The following is a 16,917-nucleotide window of genomic DNA, read 5'->3' as shown; positions in this document are numbered from 1 at the left end:
CGCAACGCCTGCGCGGCCGGAGGGAGTTACCATTGGGGTTTGATCCCCGTAACGGTCCCGATTCATGCGTAATCCGCTGATGCTCCTTCCGCTGGCCGTGGCCCTGGCCGCCGGCTGCTCCCAGGAGGCGGCCGCGCCCGCCGCCGCCCCGACTGCCGCAAAGGCCCCTGCCGCCCCCGTGAACGCCGAGAACCGCAGCCACGACGAAAGCTCGTACGCCGAGCCGGACAAGGTCGTCATCAAGGACATCGCGCTGGATCTGAAGCTGGACTTCGACCAGAAGCAGATCGGCGGTACCGCCACCTACACCCTGGAATGGAAACAGAAGGACGCCAGGCAACTGGTGCTCGACACCCGCGAGCTGACCGTGTCCAAGGTCGAGGCCGTTGCCGCCGACGGCGCGCGCAGCCCGCTGAAGTTCGAACTGGCCCCGGCCGACAAGGTGTTCGGCAGCAAGCTGACCATCGAGGCCCCGGAACAGCCGGCCAAGGTGGAAGTGACCTACCACACCGCACCGACCGCCTCGGGCCTGCAGTGGCTGGCACCGTCGATGACCGAGGGCAAGAAGCTGCCCTTCATGTTCAGCCAGTCGCAGGCCATCCACGCCCGTTCGTGGGTGCCGCTGCAGGACACCCCGAGCGTGCGTTTCACCTACAGCGCGCACGTGGTCTCGCGCCCGGACGTGATGGTGCTGATGAGCGCCGACAACGATCCGAAGGCCGCGCGTGACGGTGACTACACCTTCAAGATGCCGCAGCCGATTCCGTCCTACCTGCTGGCCATCGCGGCCGGCGACCTGGTGTTCGAGCCGATCTCCGGCCGCTCCGGCGTCTGGGCCGAGCCGACCATGGTCAACAAGGCCGCCAAGGAATTCGAGGACACCGAGAAGATGATCGGTGCCGCCGAGAAGCTGTACGGCGAATACCGCTGGGGCCGCTACGACATGCTGGTGCTGCCGCCGTCGTTCCCGTTCGGCGGCATGGAGAACCCGCGCCTGACCTTCGCCACCCCGACCGTGATCGTCGGCGACAAGTCGCTGGTCTCGCTGGTCGCCCATGAACTGGCGCACAGCTGGTCGGGCAACCTGGTGACCAACGCCAGCTGGAAGGACATCTGGCTCAATGAAGGCTTCACTACCTACGTCCAGGGCCGCATCACCGAAGCCCTGTACGGCAAGGAGATGGCCGAGATGGAGAAGCAGATCGACCAGACCGACCTGCTGGCCGAAGTGAAGGACATGAGCCCGGCCGACCAGGCGCTGGCGCTGCCGCCGCTGAACGAGCGCGACCCCGACGAAGCGCTCAGCCAGGTCGCCTACGTCAAGGGTGCATGGTTCCTGGAGTTCCTGGAGCAGCGCTTCGGCCGCGAGACCTTCGATCCGTTCCTGCGCGGCTGGTTCGATGACCATGCTTTCCAGAGCGCGAACACCGACCAGTTCGTCGACTACATGAAGAAGAACCTGCTGCCGAAGAATCCGTCGGCAGTGACCGAGGCCGAACTGAAGGCATGGCTGGACGAGCCGGGTATCCCGGCGTTTGCGGCCAAGGCGCAGTCGCGCAACTTCAGCAGCGTCGATACCGCACGCATCGCCTTTGCCAGCGCCGGCACCGTGCCCAGCAGCCAGGTCATCGCCGACTGGAGCACCCAGGAATGGGTGCGCTTCATCGACGGCCTGGGCGCGACCCAGCCGCTGGACAAGCTGGCCACGCTGGACAAGGCCTTCCACTTCACCGGCACCCCGAATGGCGAAATCGCCATGCGCTGGTACCCGCTGGCGATCCGCAGCGGCTACGAGCAGGCCAATGAAGGCGCGGCGGCATTCATCGAGCGCGTCGGCCGTCGCAAGCTGATCCTGCCGATCTACGCCGAACTGGTGAAGACCCCGAAGGGGCTGGAGCTGGCCAAGCAGGCCTTCGAAAGGGCCAAGCCGGGCTACCACCCGATCACCACCGCCTCGGTCCAGGACATGCTGGCCAAGGCTGAAGCCAAGTAAGCGGTAGTGCCGGCCGCTGGCCGGCAACCGGTCACTGCTTCACCACCAACGGCGGGGAAACCCGCCGTTGGTGTATCCGCTTTTCGCTGCCGATAGAATCGGGATGCACTCGCAAAGGACCTCCGCCATGAAACGACTGATCCTGCTCACCGCCTGCACGCTGGCGCTGGCCGCCTGCAGCAACCCCGAGGAAGAACGCAAGGCGCAGGAAGCCGCCGCAGCCGCCGTGCAGGCGCAGAAGGAGGCCAAGGCCGAAGACGTGGCCAAGCAGTACGACATGGCCGTGGCCGCGCAGGACTGGGAGCGCGCGCGCCTGCACGGCGCCTCGCTGCTGGACCAGTACAAGGACACCGCGGCCGCCGAGCGCATCGCCGCAGGCTTCGACGAGGTCAAGGCCAAGGGCGATGCCGCGCGCGACCTGCGCCGCATGCAGGCGCTGTGGCAGTACAACCAGATCCCGGTGGGCAACAAGGGCAACCAGGTTTCGGCGCAGATCTACAGCAAGGAACGGGTGGACGTGGATGGCAGCGGCGCCAAGCCGGTGCAGCTGGTGTTCCGCGATCATCCGGAGTGGAAGCGGCATGCGTACCTGGTGCTGCAGGCCGGCGATTTCCGTTGCCCGCAGTGCACGGTGAAAGTGACCGTGGACGACGGCAAGCCGATTTCCATGGCCGCGTGGCGCCCGAAGACCGATGAAGCCATCGCCCTGTTCATCACCGATCAGAAGGCGCTGTGGAAGCTGGCGCGCAAGGGCAAATCGATCAGCATCGAGTTCCCGGTCAAGGCCGGTGGCACCCGCACCGCTGTGTTCGAAACCGGTGGCGTCGACGCCAGCCGCATGCCGCAGTGGTGGCAGTAAGGGTTGCGGCGGGCAGCGCAGTGCACGCGTTGTCCGCGATCCGGCACTGGGTGTTCGACCTGGATGGCACGCTGACCGTCGCCGTGCATGATTTCGCCGCGATCCGCCGCGCGCTGCAGATTGCCGCCGAGGAAGACATCCTTGACCATATTGCGGCCTTGCCGGACGCACCGGCGCAGGCCAAGCGCGCGTGGCTGCTGGATCATGAGCGCGCGCTGGCCCAGGATGCACTGCCGGCACCGGGTGCGGTGAAGCTGCTGCGCGCACTGTCGGCGGCGGGCTGCCGGCTGGGCATCCTGACCCGCAACGATCATGCATTGGCGAAGCTGACGCTGGAGGCGATCGGGGTCGGGGCGTTGTTCGATGACGCCGACATCATCGGCCGCGATGAGGCGGTGCCCAAGCCCTCGCCGGATGGACTGCGGCAGCATCTGCGGCGCTGGGGGACCGGGGCTGAGGAGGCGGTGATGGTCGGCGACCACGCCTATGACCTGGAGTGCGGCCGTGCCGCAGGCACGCACACCGTGCTGGTCAATCTGCCGGAAAATCCGTGGCCGGGCCGTGCCGACTGGCATTTCGCCGATTGCCGCGCCTTGTTGGCTGCCTGGCAGGGCGCCTGATGATGTAGAGCCGAGCCCACGCTCGGCTGCTCTCCGGTCAGATCGCGCTGGCGCGCGCAAGCCGAGCATGGCTCGGCTCTACAGGAATCAAACAGTGTGTCGACCAAGGTCGACACCTACCAACAGCATTCCCAGCAGCGCATCGGCTGGAAAGCCCCCTTGTTGTTCAAGGGGGCGCGCCGAAGGCGCGGGGATAAGGTGGAATGCGCGAGCAATTTGGTTACGCGCTAAGCGCGTAGCCAAATTGCTGCTTGAACTGCTCGTTGAACTCATCGAAGGTGAAGCGCTGGTTCTGCGTGCCCGGGTGTTCGACCTTCAGCGCGCCCATCAGGTTGCCCATGCGGCCGATGGTCAGCCAGTCGTAGCCCTTCTGGATGCCGTAGATCAGGCCGGCGCGGAAGGCGTCGCCACAGCCGGTCGGGTCGACCACGCGGCGCTCGTGCGCCGGCGGGATGTCGTAGCTCTTTTCCGGGGTGTGGATGACCGCACCCTTCGGGCCACGGGTGGTGATGTAGGCCTTGACCCGGCTGACGATCTCCTTTTCGTCCCAGCCGGTGCGCTCCTGCAGCAGGTTCGACTCGTAGTCGTTGACCACCACGTAGTCGGCCTGATCGATGAACGCGCGCAGCTCCGGGCCGTTGAACAGCGGCATGGCCTGGCCCGGGTCGAAGATGAACGGGATGCCGTCCTCGTGGAATTCCTGCGCGTTCTGGATCATGCCTTCGCGGCCGTCCGGGCCGACCAGGCCCAGGGTCACGCCCGGCACGCCACGCACGTGGTTCTCGTAGGAACGCATCATCGCGCCCGGGTGGAAGGCGGTGATCTGGTTGTTGTCGTGATCGGTGGTGATGAACGCCTGCGGGGTGAACAGCTCATCGATCACGCGCACGCGCGACAGGTCGATGCCCAGGCCTTCGAAGTACTCGCGGTACGGGCCGAAGTCCGATCCCACCGTGCCCATCGGGATCGGCTGGCCACCCAGCAGGTGCAGGTTGTAGGCGATGTTGCCGGCGCAGCCGCCGAACTCGCGGCGCATGCGTGGGACCAGGAACGACACGTTCAGGATGTGCACCTTGTCCGGCAGGATGTGATTCTTGAACTGGTCCGGGAACACCATGATGGTGTCGAAGGCAAGAGAACCACAGATCAGAGCGGACATCGATGTAAGCCTATGCGGTGAATTTTGGGGTGGGCCGGCCCGGTTCAGCGGGCAAGCAAACGGCGCCCTTGGGCGCCCGACGGCGCAAAGGTTACCCGCTGGTGCCGCTCAGGGCCAGAACCGGGTGAGACCTGATCAGGCCGAAAGCCTGTGAAGACGCGGGTTCAGCTAGTTTTTTCCTTGCTCGGCGGCAGGCGGGTTGCTAGGCTTGTCGGCCTCGATTTCTGCCCATTTTTTCGCCATCCCGCGGCGGGCACGACACCCCTCAGGACTCCTTCCTCAGATGTTCAAGAAACTCCGTGGCATGTTCTCCAACGACCTGTCCATCGACCTGGGCACGGCCAACACCCTCATCTACGTGCGCGGGCAGGGGATCGTACTGAACGAGCCATCGGTCGTGGCCGTGCGCCAGGACCGTGCCATCGGTGGCACCCGCTCGGTGGCAGCCGTAGGCGCCGAAGCCAAGCAGATGCTGGGCCGTACCCCGGGCCACATCACCACCATCCGCCCGATGAAGGACGGCGTCATCGCCGACTTCACCTACACCGAGGCGATGCTCAAGCACTTCATCAAGAAGGTGCACAAGTCGCGCGTGCTGCGCCCGAGCCCGCGCGTGCTGGTCTGCGTGCCGGCCGGTTCGACCCAGGTCGAGCGCCGCGCGATCAAGGAATCGGCCGAGGAAGCCGGTGCCCGTGACGTGTTCCTGATCGAAGAGCCGATGGCCGCCGCGATCGGCGCCGGCATGCCGGTCACCGAAGCCCGTGGCTCGATGGTCATCGACATCGGCGGCGGCACCACCGAAGTGGCGGTGATCTCGCTCAACGGCATCGTCTATTCGGCCTCGGTCCGCATCGGCGGCGACCGCTTCGACGAGTCCATCACCAACTACGTGCGCCGCAACCACGGCATGCTGATCGGTGAAGCCACCGCCGAGCGCATCAAGGTCGAGCTGGGCTGCGCCTACCCGCAGGCGGAAGTGATCGAGATGGAAATCTCCGGCCGCAACCTCGCCGAGGGCGTGCCGAAGATGATCAAGATCAGCTCCAACGAGGTGCTCGAGGCCCTGCACGAACCGCTGTCGGGCATCGTCAGCGCGGTGAAGCTGGCGCTGGAGCAGACCCCGCCGGAACTGTGCGCCGACGTCGCCGAGCGCGGCATCGTGCTGACCGGTGGCGGCGCCCTGCTGCGCGACCTGGACCGCCTGATCTCCGAGGAAACCGGCCTGCACGTGCAGGTGGCCGACGATCCGCTGACCTGCGTGGCCCGCGGCGGCGGTCGTGCGCTGGAGCTGGTGGACATGCACGGCAACGAGTTCTTTGCGCCGGAATAAGCCGTCCCGGCCGTTCCTGCCCGCCGCGCCCTTCCGGGGTGCGGCCCGCCGTGATGGCGGGCCGGCACCGGCGGGGCGCCCGCGTGTTTCCCTTCCGCCTTCTGCCAGTTGAATCGTTGCCGTGCCGCCCTACGCCGGTCCTCCCGTCGCCTCCCGATCCGGTGATGCCGCCAGCCCCCTGCGGTTGCTGGCCTATCTCGCGTTGGCCATCACGCTGATCGTGCTCGATGACCAGGCCGGCTGGCTGGCGCGCCTGCGCGAGCAGGCCAACAGCCTGGTGCAGCCGGTCTGGGCACTGGCCGGCCTGCCCGGCAAGCTCGGCAACCAGGTCAAGGATTCTGCCGCCAGCCACAGCCAGCTGGTCGCCGAGAACCGCGAACTGCGCAACCAGCTGCTGCTGGCCAACGCGCGCCTGACCCGCCTGCAGACCGCCGCACTGGACAATGCCCAGCTGCGCGAACTGCTGAACGTGGCCGAGCGCAGTGGCCTGGACGTGCAGCTGGCGCCGATCCTGGACATCGACCTGGACCCGGTCAAACAGCGCCTGGTACTCGATGCCGGCAGCCGCGAGGGCGTGCATGTCGGCCAGGCGGTGATCGACGCCGGCGGCCTGATGGGCCAGGTGATCAGCGTCACCGGCGGCACCTCTACCGTGCTGTTGCTGACCGACCCTGACCATGCCGTGCCGGTCACCGTGGCCCGCAACGGCGTTCGCCTGATCGTCTATGGCCGCGGCGACACGCTGGAACTGCGCGATATTCCGCTCAGCGCCGGGGTGGAAGTGGGCGATGAGATCGTCACCTCCGGTCTTGGCGGTCGTTTCCCGGCCGGCTTCCCGGTCGGCACCATCACCGGCCTGCGACCGGACGACACCCATGCGTTCCTGGTCGGCGAACTGAAGCCGGCGGCGCAGCTCGACCGCGGCCGCGACGTGCTGCTGCTGCGCCCGGGCGCGGCGATCCGCATTCCGCCGGAGCTGCGCCTGCAGCTGGAAGAAACCGCCCCGGGTGGCCCGGCCACCGGCGCCACCGTGCCCATGGGAACCGCGCCAGCGGCAACGACGCCAGCTCCGGTCAGCGCCCCGGTAGTGCCGGCCGCTGGCCGGCAACAGCCCTCGTCGCAAACGAGGTCTGTTGCCCCCGCATCCTCCCCTGATCCTGCTGCTCCGGTAGTGCCGGCCGCTGGCCGGCAACCGACCACGCCGGAGGCGCAGCGATGAGCCGCCTGCGCGACAAGCCATGGGTGCTGCCGGCCAGCCTGGTGGTGGCGCTGCTGCTGGGCCTGCTGCCGTTGCCGGCGCTGCTGCAGCCGCTGCGCCCGTACTGGCTGGCGCTGGTGCTGGCGTACTGGGTCATCGAAGCGCCCGAGCGCGTCGGCCTGGGCATCGCCTTCGCCAGCGGCGTCATCGCCGACCTGCTGTACGGCGGTGTCCTCGGCGAGCAGGCACTGCGGCTGGTGATGCTGGCTTTCATCCTGCAGCGCTTCCGCGCGCGCATCCGCTTCTTCCCGATGTCGCAGCAGATGCTGGCCATCGGCGGCCTGCTGTTCAACGACCGCATCGTCAGCGCACTGGTGCACATCCTGGTGGGCGAACCGACCCTGCCGTGGTCGTACTGGTGGGCCCCGCTGCTGGGCATGGGCCTGTGGCCGCTGGTGTTCGTGCTGCTGGACGCGGTGCGCTTCGGCAAGCGCGGGCGCTGAGCCATGATTCCGCGCCGCCAGGTCAAGAATCCACACGCCGAAGCCGAGCAGTTCCGCCGTCGCGCGGCGCTCGGTTTCCTGGGCGTGCTGGTCTGCCTGCTGGGGCTGGGCGGCTGGTACTTCAAGCTGCAGGTGCTTGACCACGACGTCTATGCCACGCGCTCGGAAGCCAACCGCATCAAGCCGCGGCCGGTGGTGCCCGGGCGCGGCATGATCTACGACCGCAATGGCCGCCTGCTGGCCGAGAACGTGCCGGCGTTCCGCCTGGACGTGACCCCGGACAAGGTCAAGGACATGGACGCCACCCTGGAAGGGCTGGCGAAGATCATCAACATCAGCCCGGAAGAGCTGGAAGCGTTCAACAAGTCGCGCAAGGCGCGCCGCAAGTTCCTGCCGGTCACGCTGAAGCTGCGCATGAGCGACGAGGAGATGGCGCGCTTTGCCGTCGACCGCTGGCGTTTCCCGGGGGTCGAGCTGGAACCCTACCTGACCCGGCGCTACCCGTATGGCGATCTGTTCGCGCACATCATCGGCTACGTCGGTCGCGTCGATGACAAGGATCTGGAAATCCTCGGCGAAGGTAATGCCGCGCTGACCCACATCGGCAAATCCGGCCTGGAGCGCTATTACGAGCAGCAGCTGCGTGGCCGGGTCGGCTATGAACAGGTCGAGACCAACGTGCAGGGCCGCGCGATCCGCACCATCGGCCGGGTGGCCGCGCAGTCCGGTGCGGACCTGCGGCTGTCGATCGACGCCGACCTGCAGCGCGCGATGGTGGCTGCCTTCGGCGACCAGGAAGGCTCGGCGGTGGCGATGGACCCGCGTACCGGCGAAGTGCTGGCGATGGTCAGCCTGCCGTCCTACGACCCCAACCTGTTCGTCAACGGCATTTCCCATGCCGACTTCAAGGCATTGAACGAAAACCCGTCGCGGCCGCAGTTCAACCGCCTGGTGCTCGGTGGCGTCGCCCCCGGTTCCACGCTGAAACCCCTGATCGGCCTGGCCGGCCTGGATTCGGGCGTGCGCCGCCCGGAAGACAAGGTGCTGTCCACCGGCATGTTCTACCTGCCCGGCACTTCACGTGGCTGGGGTGATGCGCATCGCGGCGGCCACGGCTGGACCGACCTGCGCAAGTCGATCGCCGAATCGGTCAATACCTATTACTACAAGCTGGCGCTGGACCTGGGCATCGAGCGCTTCGACCATTACATGGAGTACTACGGCTTCGGCCAGCCGACCGGCATCGACCTCACCGGCGAAATCGGCGGCATCCTGCCGTCGCCGGCCTACAAGCGGAAGACCCGCAAGGAAGCCTGGTTCCCGGGCGACACGGTCAACATCAGCATCGGCCAGGGCGACTGGAAGGTCACCCCGCTGCAGCTGGCGCGCGGCGTCAGCGCGCTGGCCGACGGCCAGCTGCGCACCCCGCACCTGGTGATCCAGCAGCGCGAAGGATTCGACAGCGACTGGACGGCAATGCCGGCCGGCGAAAGCAAGCCGATCAGCCCCAACCCCAACAACGTGCAGGCCGTGCGCGAGGGCATGATGGCGACCATGCGGCCCGGCGGCAGCGGCTGGCGCGTGGCGGTGGGTGCGCCGTACGTGATGGCCGGCAAGACCGGTACCGCACAGGTCATCAGCCGCAAGGGCACTGCTGCAGTGAACCCGAAGAGCCTGCCGATGCACCTGCGCCACCGCGCGCTGTTCGTTGGCTTCGCGCCGGTCGAAAACCCGGTGATCGCGATTGCGGTGGCGGTGGAAGGCGGTGGCTACGGTGGTTCAGCCGCGGCGCCGATCGCCCGCAAGGTGTTCGATGCCTACCTGCTGGGCAAGATGCCCGAAGGCATGCAGCCGCTGGACAGCGAGCGCGGCACCACTGCCATCGGCGCCACCGCGTTCGACAACGAAGACGCGAGCGCGCGCCAGGCCGGCGACCTTGCCGCTGCACAGGTGGGAGAACATCCGGTGCTGATCGGCGTGCCTGCACCGGCGCCTGCACCCGCGCCGCAGCCGGATGCGCAGGCCGCCGCGTTGCCGGCCACGCCACGGCTGACCCCTGCGGAGCCCGCACGATGAGAGTGTTCCTGCGTTGGGCCGGCGACATGCTGCGCCGCTTCTTCAGTACGCTGGACTGGGTGCTGTGCCTGGCCCTCGGCGCGCTGATGGTGATCGGCCTGGCGACCCTGAAGAGTGCCGGAGGCGACAGCCTGGTGATGGCCCAGGGCGCGCGCTTCGCGGTGGGCATGGCGGCGCTGTGGGGCATCTCGCGCGTGCCTATCCTGCGCATCCGCTCGGCCACGCCGATGATCTATGCGATCTCGATGATTCCGTTGCTGGCGGTGTTCGTGCTCGGCACCGGCAAGTATGGCCGGCAGTGGCTGGACCTGAAGTTCTTCTACCTGCAGCCGGCCGAGCTGCTGAAGGTGAGCCTGCCGATGATGGTGGCCTGGTACCTGCACAGGATGCCGCTGCCACCGCGCTTCAATACCGTGCTCGTGGCCTTGGTCATCATCGGCGTACCGACCGGCCTGGTGATGCTGCAGCCGGACTTCGGCACCGGTGTGCTGATCGCCGCCAGTGGCGTGTTCGTGCTGCTGCTGGCAGGCCTGCCGTGGTGGTGGGTCGGGCTGGGCGTAGGCGGCGTGGCCGCGGTCGCGCCGGTGGCCTGGTTCTGGCTGCTGCGGCCGTACCAGAAGGACCGCATCATGATGTTCCTGGACCCGGAAATGGACGCGCTTGGCGCCGGCTGGAACATCATCCAGTCGAAGATCGCGATCGGTTCCGGGGGCTTCGATGGCAAGGGCTGGGGCGAGGGCTCGCAGTCGCACCTGAACTTCATTCCCGAGCAGACCACCGACTTCGCGTTCTCGGTGCTGAGCGAGGAATTCGGCTGGATCGGCGTGGCCACCGTGCTGGCGCTGTACCTGCTGGTGATCGGGCGTTGCCTGTGGATTGCCAGCCAATCGCGCGATTCCTATTCGCGCCTGCTTGCCGGGGCCACCGGACTGGCATTCTTCGTCTACGTACTGGTCAACGGCGGGATGATTTCCGGCCTGCTGCCGGTGGTGGGCGTGCCGATGCCGCTGATCAGTTACGGCGGTACCTCGGCGGTGTCACTGCTGGCCGGCTTCGGCCTGGTGATGGCGGTGCGCAGCCACAACCCGGTGCACGGCGGCTACGGCTAGCCGCCGCGCTTCCTGCTCCTGATTCTTGTAGAGCCGAGCCATGCTCGGCTGCTTCTGCTGTATGAAAGGCAGTCGGGCATGGCTCGACTCTACAAATGCGGCACCGCGCTGACAGCTTCACGCAAGCACGCATTGCTACCGTGGCCGTGTGGAATGGAAACGACTGCTTGGCGGCTGCCGTGAGGCGGTGCGCACGATCGATCTGCCGTTGCTGGTTGCGTTGTTGATCCTGATGGGCGTCGGCCTGGCGGTGCTGCACAGCGTGTCCGGCCCCGTGGCCGGGCAGGCGGCGCGCTTTGCCGGTGGCCTGGTGGCGATGTGGCTGCTGTCGCGTGTTTCGCTGCTGCGCCTGCGGGCGTGGACACCAGCGTTGTATGCGTTGTCGATGCTGCCGCTGATGGCGGTCTACGTGGTCGGCACCGGCAAATACGGGCAGCGCTGGCTCAACCTCGGCGTGTTCTACCTGCAACCGTCCGAACTGCTCAAGCTCAGCCTGCCGCTGATGATGGCCTGGTACCTGCATCGCCAACCGCTGCCGCCGTCGCCACGCACGGTACTGACGGCTGCGGTGCTGATCGGCATGCCTGCAGTACTGATCCTGATGCAGCCCAACCTCGGTACCGCAACGCTGGTCACCGCCAGCGGCGTGTTCGCCTTGTTGCTGGCGGGCCTGCACTGGGGATGGGTGGCGACCGGGGCAACAGGGCTTGCGGTGGCCGCACCCCTGGCATGGTTCGGTCTGTTGCGTCAGTACCAGAAGGATCGCGTGCTGACCTTCCTCGATCCGGCGGCAGACCCGCTCGGCACCGGCTGGAACATCCTGCAGTCACGCATCGCGATCGGTTCCGGTGGCTGGCAGGGTCGTGGCTGGGGGCAGGGCACCCAGGCCACGCTGGACTTCCTGCCTGAGTACACCACGGACTTCGCGTTCTCGGTGCTGGCCGAAGAGTTCGGCTGGATCGGCGTGGCCACCGTGTTTGCGCTGTACCTGTTCGTGGTCGGCCGCTGCCTGTGGATCGCGGTGCACGCCCGCGACACGCACGCAAGGTTGCTGGCCGGCAGCCTGGGGTTGGCGTTCTTCGTGTACGTACTGGTGAACGGCGGGATGATTTCCGGCCTGCTGCCGGTGGTGGGCATTCCGATGCCGTTGATCAGTTATGGCGGTACCTCGGCGGTGTCGCTGCTGGCGGGTATCGGGCTGGTGATGGCGGTGCGCGGGCACCGACCCGTGCACGGGGGATAGGGTTTCCAGCCAACGGCGCAGCCCCTCGTGGATGACCGCGCAAAGCAGTTCATGGGTGGGGCCGGGTAGATGGGCCGCGCAGGGGACGCTGCAAGTACATCCATGTAAGCTCGGTCGCCGCATCCATGCGGCTCACGCCCCTGCGCAGCCCATCTACCCGGCCACGGACAGGTCGGCCTGGCGGGTCGCTTCATTGCCTTGTGTAGAGCCGATCCATGCTCGGGTCACGAGCAAGCGCAGCGTCGCGATCTTTTGATCTTCTTTTTCTTCTCCGTGGGTGGCAGACCTCCGAAATCTGTCAGAGGCCGGTCGGGTTGGGTACGCGGGGGTGTCAGCCGCATGGATGCGGCTGCCAAGCCTCCAGGGACGGATTCACGGCGTCCCCCGCGCACCCAACCCGACCGGCCCACCCGCGGCTTCTCCTTTCCGCGACCACCCAGACACCACCCACGAGGGGCTGAGCCGACGGCTGGAAACTTCCTGACTCTGCGCAACGCCGGTTATGGAAGCGTTCTCACAACGCTGCACGACAGCACACCCGCTGACCAAAGTCCGCAAAAAACGTTAGCTGGTTCACATTTTTACGCCGCGTTGATCTTGATCAATGGACTTGTCGTAATCGGCCTGCACAATGGCGGCCCGTTCGGCACGGCGCGCCGTCAATCGATGCAGCGCGAGGGGGCGTCGGGCGGGAGCAGTACTGATCCAACGGGTACAGGGAGCGCGGGGAACTGTCACTGGGGAGCGGCAGCCGCGCAGGTACCGACCGGATCCGGTCGCCGGTTGCGTCTGCGGGGATGGGGACGCAACCGGCCACCTCTATCTGAATGGGGAAGCCCGATCACGACGTCTTCACATTTCCCGCTGAACGGGGGCAAATCGTTGTGATTCATGGTGTTAGGGGTTTTAATTCATCCATGACCTGCTAACCTGCGACGATGATTCGACGCACTCTGGCCTGCATGCTCACCCTCGGCCTGGTCGCCTGCGCGACCCAGCCGAAGTCCCCACCGTCTTCGCCGCAGGCCAGCAGCACGCCGCGCCAGCCGTCCGCCAAGGCCCATGGTCCGGCCGAGGCCGCGCCTGAAGCCGCTGCCGCCACCGCACCGCCGGTCGATCTCACCCCGGTGCCGTTCGAGGTTGCACGGGCCCGCTTCATTGCCGATACCGCCAAGCGCTATGGCCTGAGGCCGGAGCAGATCAGCAGCGTGCTCGACCAGGCGCAGGTGCGCCAGCCGATCATCGCCGCCATGTCGCGTCCGGCCGAACGGGTCAAACCGTGGAACGAATACCGGCCGATGTTCATCAGCAAGGCACGCATCGATGGCGGCCGCGCGTTCCTGGCCCAGCATCGTGTCGAACTGGATCGCGTGCAGCAGCGCACCGGCGTGCCGGCCGAGGTGATCGTGGCGATCATCGGCGTGGAGACCAGTTACGGGAAAAATGCCGGCAACCACCGCGTGCTCGATGCGCTGTACACGCTGGCGTTCTACTACCCGCGCAGTGGCGACCCGGCCAAGCTGGAACGCGAAGTGCGCCGCGAGCTGTTCTTCCGCGATGAGCTGGCCAAGCTGTTCGAGCTGGGCCGTGAGGAAAAGCTGGACATCACCACGCTCAAGGGCAGCTATGCCGGTGCGATGGGCATGGGCCAGTTCATGCCGTCCAGCTATCTCGATTACGCCGTGGACGGTAATGGCGATGGCCGTCGCGACCTGTTCACCAGCTACGACGATGTGTTCTCGTCCATCGCCAATTATTTCGTGAAGAAGGGCGGCTGGGTCCGTGGTGGCCAGGTGGCCGTACCGGCCACGCTGGCGCCGGGTCGCGAGGAGTTCAACCCGACCGAATGGATGCCGACCTGGTCGCTGGCCGACCTGGCCCAGCGCGGCTACCAGCCCAGCGCTGCGGTGCAGCCGGGCGCCACCGCAACGCCGATCACGCTTGAGGGCAGCACCGGCAAGCAGTACTGGCTGGGCTTCCAGAACTACTACGCGATCACCCGCTACAACCTCTCGAAGATGTACGCGATGGCCGTGTTCCAGTTGTCGCAGGCCATCGCCGGACAGGAGCTGCCCCCGGCATGAACATCAGATGGCTGGTCCCGAGCTTGATCGTCCTCGCGCTGGCTGCCTGCAGCAGTGCGCCGAAGAAGCCGGCCACGGCCGGCCACGGTGGCAAGCCCAGCGGCACGGTGGTGCAGGGTCGGGGCTCGCGCCCGGCGCATTGCCCGGAAGGCTCGCCCTATGCCGCGGCCAAGGAAGACCCGAACACGCGCGGCAACTACACCGCCGGGGGGCTGTACAAGCCAGGCGTGCGCGACAGCACCCCGGACTACATTCCCAACGTCGCCTGCATTCCCGAGCCGGAAGTGACCGCCGAAGAGCGTTCGGCCATCGGCAACAAGTCGCCGTACGTGGTGCTGGGCAAGTCGTACAAGGTGCTCGACGACACCCGCAACTATGTCGAGCGCGGTACCGCGTCGTACTACGGCGCCAAGTTCCACGGCCGCCTGACCTCCAACCGCGAGGTCTACGACATGTACCAGTTCACCGCCGCGCACAAGACGCTGCCGCTGCCCAGCTTCGCCCGTGTGACCAACCTGGACAACGGCGAGTCGGTGATTGTGCGCGTCAACGACCGTGGCCCGTTCCATGATGGCCGTGTGGTCGACCTCAGTTATGCCGCCGCAGTGCGGCTGGGCATCACCCAGCGCGGTACCGGCAATGTGGAGGTGCGCGCGTTGCAGCCGGGCGAGGGCAACCTGCTAGCGCAGAAGCCGTCGCGCCGCGAGCGCCGTGCCGCCGAAACGGCTGTCGCGGCGGCCAGTACGCGCCCGGTAACGGCTGCGCGTGCCACCGCCGACAGCGACATCGATCGCCTGGTCAAGCGCCTTCCGGCCGACGCCACGCCTGCGCGTGGCCAGCCGGCCACCACACAGGGCGTGGCCAGCGCGGTGCCGGACGTGGCGGTCAGCAGCCTGCCGCCGAGCGCACCGCCGGTGCGCAGCCCCACAATGGCGCCGGTTGCAGTCGCCAGCGCCGCGCCGCGCACGGTCGCGCCGGCCGCAGTGCGTACGGTGCCCGCCACCGCAGCAGCCCCCAGCCTGTCGCAGCAGGTGGTCGGCGCGGTGATGGTGCAGGTCGCCAGCTTCTCCAGCCGCGACAATGCCAACCGCGCGATGGGCCAGCTCAACGCGGCCGGCATTGTCGGCGCGACCATCAGCGACATCGCCGCCGGTGGCCGCACCCTGTTCCGGCTGCGCGTTCCCGCCAGCGACCATGCCAGTGCCGCGGAACTTGTCGGCCGCATCGCCGGTCTGGGCTTGGGTTCGCCGCAGATCGTCAAGGATTGACCCGCCTGGGCTGGTGCTGCCGGCCCAGGCTCGCCCGGCCTTACAATGGCCGCTTCGTTCCACCCTCCATTCCTGGCCGTCCCCTGGAGCCTGCTGTCCAATGAATTTCCGTTCCGCCGCCACCGCCCTGGCCGCCACCCTGGTGGTGGGCCTGGCTTCCGCCCAGACGCCGCTTCCGACCCCGGCTACGCCTGCGCCTGCCGCCGCCGCTGCCGCCCCGGCCACCGTTGCCACCCCCCCGGCGCCGGTGCCGAGCGTATCCAAGGCCTGGGTGCTGATGGACTACGCCACCGGCCAGGTGCTGGCTGGCGAAAACATCCACGAGCAGCTGGCCCCGGCCAGCATCACCAAGGTGATGACGTCCTACGTGGTTGCCGCCGAGGTCAAGAACGGCAAGGTCCGTGCGGATGACCAGGTGATGATGAGCGAGCGCGCCTGGCGCGAAGGCGGCGCCGGCACCGATGGCAGCTACAGCGGCTTCCCGGTCAACCAGACCGCACGCCTGGAAGACATGGAAAAGGGCATGGCGATCCAGTCCGGCAATGACGCCGCGATCGCCCTGGCCGAGCACGTGGCCGGCAGCGAAGAAGCCTTCGCGTCGCTGATGAACAGCTACGCCGCCAAGATCGGCATGAAGAACTCGCACTTCGTCAACGCCCACGGCCTGACCGCCGAAGGCCACCACAGCACCGCCTATGACCTGGCACTGCTGGGCCGCGCGATGGTGCGTGATTACCCGGAAACCTACGCGTACAACAAGATCAAGGAATTCCAGGTCGGCAACATCAAGCAGCCGAACCGCAACCTGCTGCTGTGGCGAGATGGCAGCGTCGACGGCATCAAGACCGGCCACACCTCCGAAGCCGGTTACTGCCTGATGAGTTCGGCGCAGCGCGGCGACCAGCGCCTGATCGCCGTGGTATTGGGTGGTGCGTCGGAAAAGCAGCGCGCTGATGACAGCCTGGCCCTGCTGAACTGGGGTTTCCGCTTCTTCGAGACCCACCGCCTGTACGAGCCGGGCAAGCCCGTGGCCGAGCACAAGGTCTGGAAGGGCACCGCCGACAAGGTGCAGCTGGGCGTGGCGCAGCCGATGCTGGTCAGCGTGCCGCGCGGCCGCTACAACGACCTGAAGCCGAGCATCGACGTGCCCAAGACCCTGGAGGCACCGTTCACTGCCGGCCAGCAGATCGGCACCGTGAAGGTCACGCTGGACGGCAAGGTCGTCGCCGAAGCGCCGCTGGTCGCCGTGACTGCCGTCGAACAGGCCGGCTTCTTCAAGCGCCTGTGGGACAGCTTCTGGATGTGGTGGGAATCGGAATGATCCACGCCCCGGCGTGGTGAATGAAAAGGCCGGCGTATGCCGGCCTTTTCGTTCCGGGATGTCGGATGCGGATGGGGGGAGTGCCGGCCGCTGGCCGGCTCCCCATGAATCCATCCGGAAATGCGAGAGCCGGCCAGCGGCCGGCACTACCGGC

General features: G+C 67.2%; 13 protein-coding genes. 12 read left to right on the top strand and 1 reads right to left on the bottom strand.

Features of this window, described 5'->3' with window-relative positions:
• Positions 1-64: 64 nt before the first annotated feature.
• The 3 genes from G370_RS0111260 (at position 65) to G370_RS0111250 (ending at position 3,472) form a co-directional block, all read left to right on the top strand.
• Positions 65-1,993, top strand: a complete 1,929-nt coding sequence (locus G370_RS0111260) for a M1 family metallopeptidase (RefSeq protein WP_019660689.1) — start codon at positions 65-67, stop codon at positions 1,991-1,993.
• A gap of 127 nt (positions 1,994-2,120) precedes the next feature.
• Positions 2,121-2,852 (top strand): hypothetical protein, encoded by a 732-nt coding sequence (locus G370_RS0111255; protein ID WP_019337678.1) that lies wholly within the window; start codon positions 2,121-2,123, stop codon positions 2,850-2,852.
• Positions 2,840-3,472 carry an HAD family hydrolase gene (locus tag G370_RS0111250; protein WP_019660688.1) on the top strand — a complete coding sequence of 211 codons (633 nt, stop codon included), beginning with the start codon at positions 2,840-2,842 and terminating at the stop codon, positions 3,470-3,472. Before G370_RS0111255 ends, G370_RS0111250 begins: the two co-directional genes overlap by 13 nt.
• A 220-nt stretch (positions 3,473-3,692) precedes the next feature.
• Here the strand turns inward: G370_RS0111250 and G370_RS0111240 are convergent, their stop codons facing one another.
• Positions 3,693-4,631, bottom strand: coding sequence for a carbohydrate kinase family protein (locus G370_RS0111240; RefSeq protein WP_019660686.1), 939 nt, complete (start codon positions 4,629-4,631; stop codon positions 3,693-3,695).
• 283 nt (positions 4,632-4,914) lie between these two features.
• On the opposite strand from G370_RS0111240, the gene G370_RS0111235 reads away from it, so the two are divergent.
• The 9 genes from G370_RS0111235 (at position 4,915) to G370_RS0111195 (ending at position 16,763) form a co-directional block, all read left to right on the top strand.
• Positions 4,915-5,961 (top strand): rod shape-determining protein, encoded by a 1,047-nt coding sequence (locus tag G370_RS0111235; protein ID WP_005419402.1) that lies wholly within the window; start codon positions 4,915-4,917, stop codon positions 5,959-5,961.
• Between the two features lie 121 nt (positions 5,962-6,082).
• Positions 6,083-7,180, top strand: a complete 1,098-nt coding sequence (mreC, locus tag G370_RS0111230) for a rod shape-determining protein MreC (RefSeq protein WP_019660685.1) — start codon at positions 6,083-6,085, stop codon at positions 7,178-7,180.
• Complete coding sequence (gene mreD / locus G370_RS0111225; RefSeq protein WP_019660684.1) at positions 7,177-7,662, top strand: rod shape-determining protein MreD; 486 nt, start codon at positions 7,177-7,179, stop codon at positions 7,660-7,662. The genes mreC and mreD overlap by 4 nt, the downstream gene beginning before the upstream one ends.
• Positions 7,663-7,665: 3 nt before the next feature.
• The gene (gene mrdA / locus G370_RS0111220; RefSeq protein ID WP_019660683.1) at positions 7,666-9,738 is read left to right on the top strand and encodes a penicillin-binding protein 2; all 2,073 of its coding nucleotides are present in this window, start codon (positions 7,666-7,668) and stop codon (positions 9,736-9,738) included.
• Positions 9,735-10,847 carry a rod shape-determining protein RodA gene (gene rodA / locus G370_RS0111215; protein ID WP_019660682.1) on the top strand — a complete coding sequence of 371 codons (1,113 nt, stop codon included), beginning with the start codon at positions 9,735-9,737 and terminating at the stop codon, positions 10,845-10,847. Before mrdA ends, rodA (G370_RS0111215) begins: the two co-directional genes overlap by 4 nt.
• A 148-nt stretch (positions 10,848-10,995) precedes the next feature.
• Entirely contained in the window at positions 10,996-12,090 is a 1,095-nt protein-coding gene (rodA, locus tag G370_RS0111210) for a rod shape-determining protein RodA (protein WP_026347091.1), read from the top strand.
• Between the two features lie 938 nt (positions 12,091-13,028).
• Positions 13,029-14,174, top strand: a complete 1,146-nt coding sequence (gene mltB, locus G370_RS0111205; protein WP_019660680.1) for a lytic murein transglycosylase B — start codon at positions 13,029-13,031, stop codon at positions 14,172-14,174.
• Positions 14,171-15,442, top strand: coding sequence for a septal ring lytic transglycosylase RlpA family protein (locus G370_RS0111200; RefSeq protein ID WP_019660679.1), 1,272 nt, complete (start codon positions 14,171-14,173; stop codon positions 15,440-15,442). Before mltB ends, G370_RS0111200 begins: the two co-directional genes overlap by 4 nt.
• 100 nt (positions 15,443-15,542) lie before the next feature.
• Entirely contained in the window at positions 15,543-16,763 is a 1,221-nt protein-coding gene (locus G370_RS0111195; protein ID WP_019660678.1) for a D-alanyl-D-alanine carboxypeptidase family protein, read from the top strand.
• Positions 16,764-16,917: the final 154 nt, after the last annotated feature.

It is taken from the genome of Stenotrophomonas hibiscicola ATCC 19867, from assembly GCF_000382065.1.
Classification (GTDB): Bacteria; Pseudomonadota; Gammaproteobacteria; order Xanthomonadales; family Xanthomonadaceae; genus Stenotrophomonas; species Stenotrophomonas hibiscicola.
Note: the sequence above shows the minus strand (reverse complement) of the source record. Positions and strands in the feature narration are given on the sequence as shown.

Excerpts from the sequence above, each read along its gene's own strand:
- mreD (WP_019660684.1), top strand. The coding sequence starts at position 7,177 with ATGAGCCGCCTGCGCGACAAGCCATGGGTGCTGCCGGCCAGCCTGGTG.
- mltB (WP_019660680.1), top strand. The coding sequence starts at position 13,029 with ATGATTCGACGCACTCTGGCCTGCATGCTCACCCTCGGCCTGGTCGCC.
- G370_RS0111195 (WP_019660678.1), top strand. The coding sequence starts at position 15,543 with ATGAATTTCCGTTCCGCCGCCACCGCCCTGGCCGCCACCCTGGTGGTG.
- mrdA (WP_019660683.1), top strand. The coding sequence starts at position 7,666 with ATGATTCCGCGCCGCCAGGTCAAGAATCCACACGCCGAAGCCGAGCAG.
- G370_RS0111260 (WP_019660689.1), top strand. The coding sequence starts at position 65 with ATGCGTAATCCGCTGATGCTCCTTCCGCTGGCCGTGGCCCTGGCCGCC.
- G370_RS0111235 (WP_005419402.1), top strand. The coding sequence starts at position 4,915 with ATGTTCAAGAAACTCCGTGGCATGTTCTCCAACGACCTGTCCATCGAC.
- G370_RS0111200 (WP_019660679.1), top strand. The coding sequence starts at position 14,171 with ATGAACATCAGATGGCTGGTCCCGAGCTTGATCGTCCTCGCGCTGGCT.
- G370_RS0111240 (WP_019660686.1), bottom strand. The coding sequence starts at position 4,631 with ATGTCCGCTCTGATCTGTGGTTCTCTTGCCTTCGACACCATCATGGTG.
- rodA (WP_019660682.1), top strand. The coding sequence starts at position 9,735 with ATGAGAGTGTTCCTGCGTTGGGCCGGCGACATGCTGCGCCGCTTCTTC.
- G370_RS0111255 (WP_019337678.1), top strand. The coding sequence starts at position 2,121 with ATGAAACGACTGATCCTGCTCACCGCCTGCACGCTGGCGCTGGCCGCC.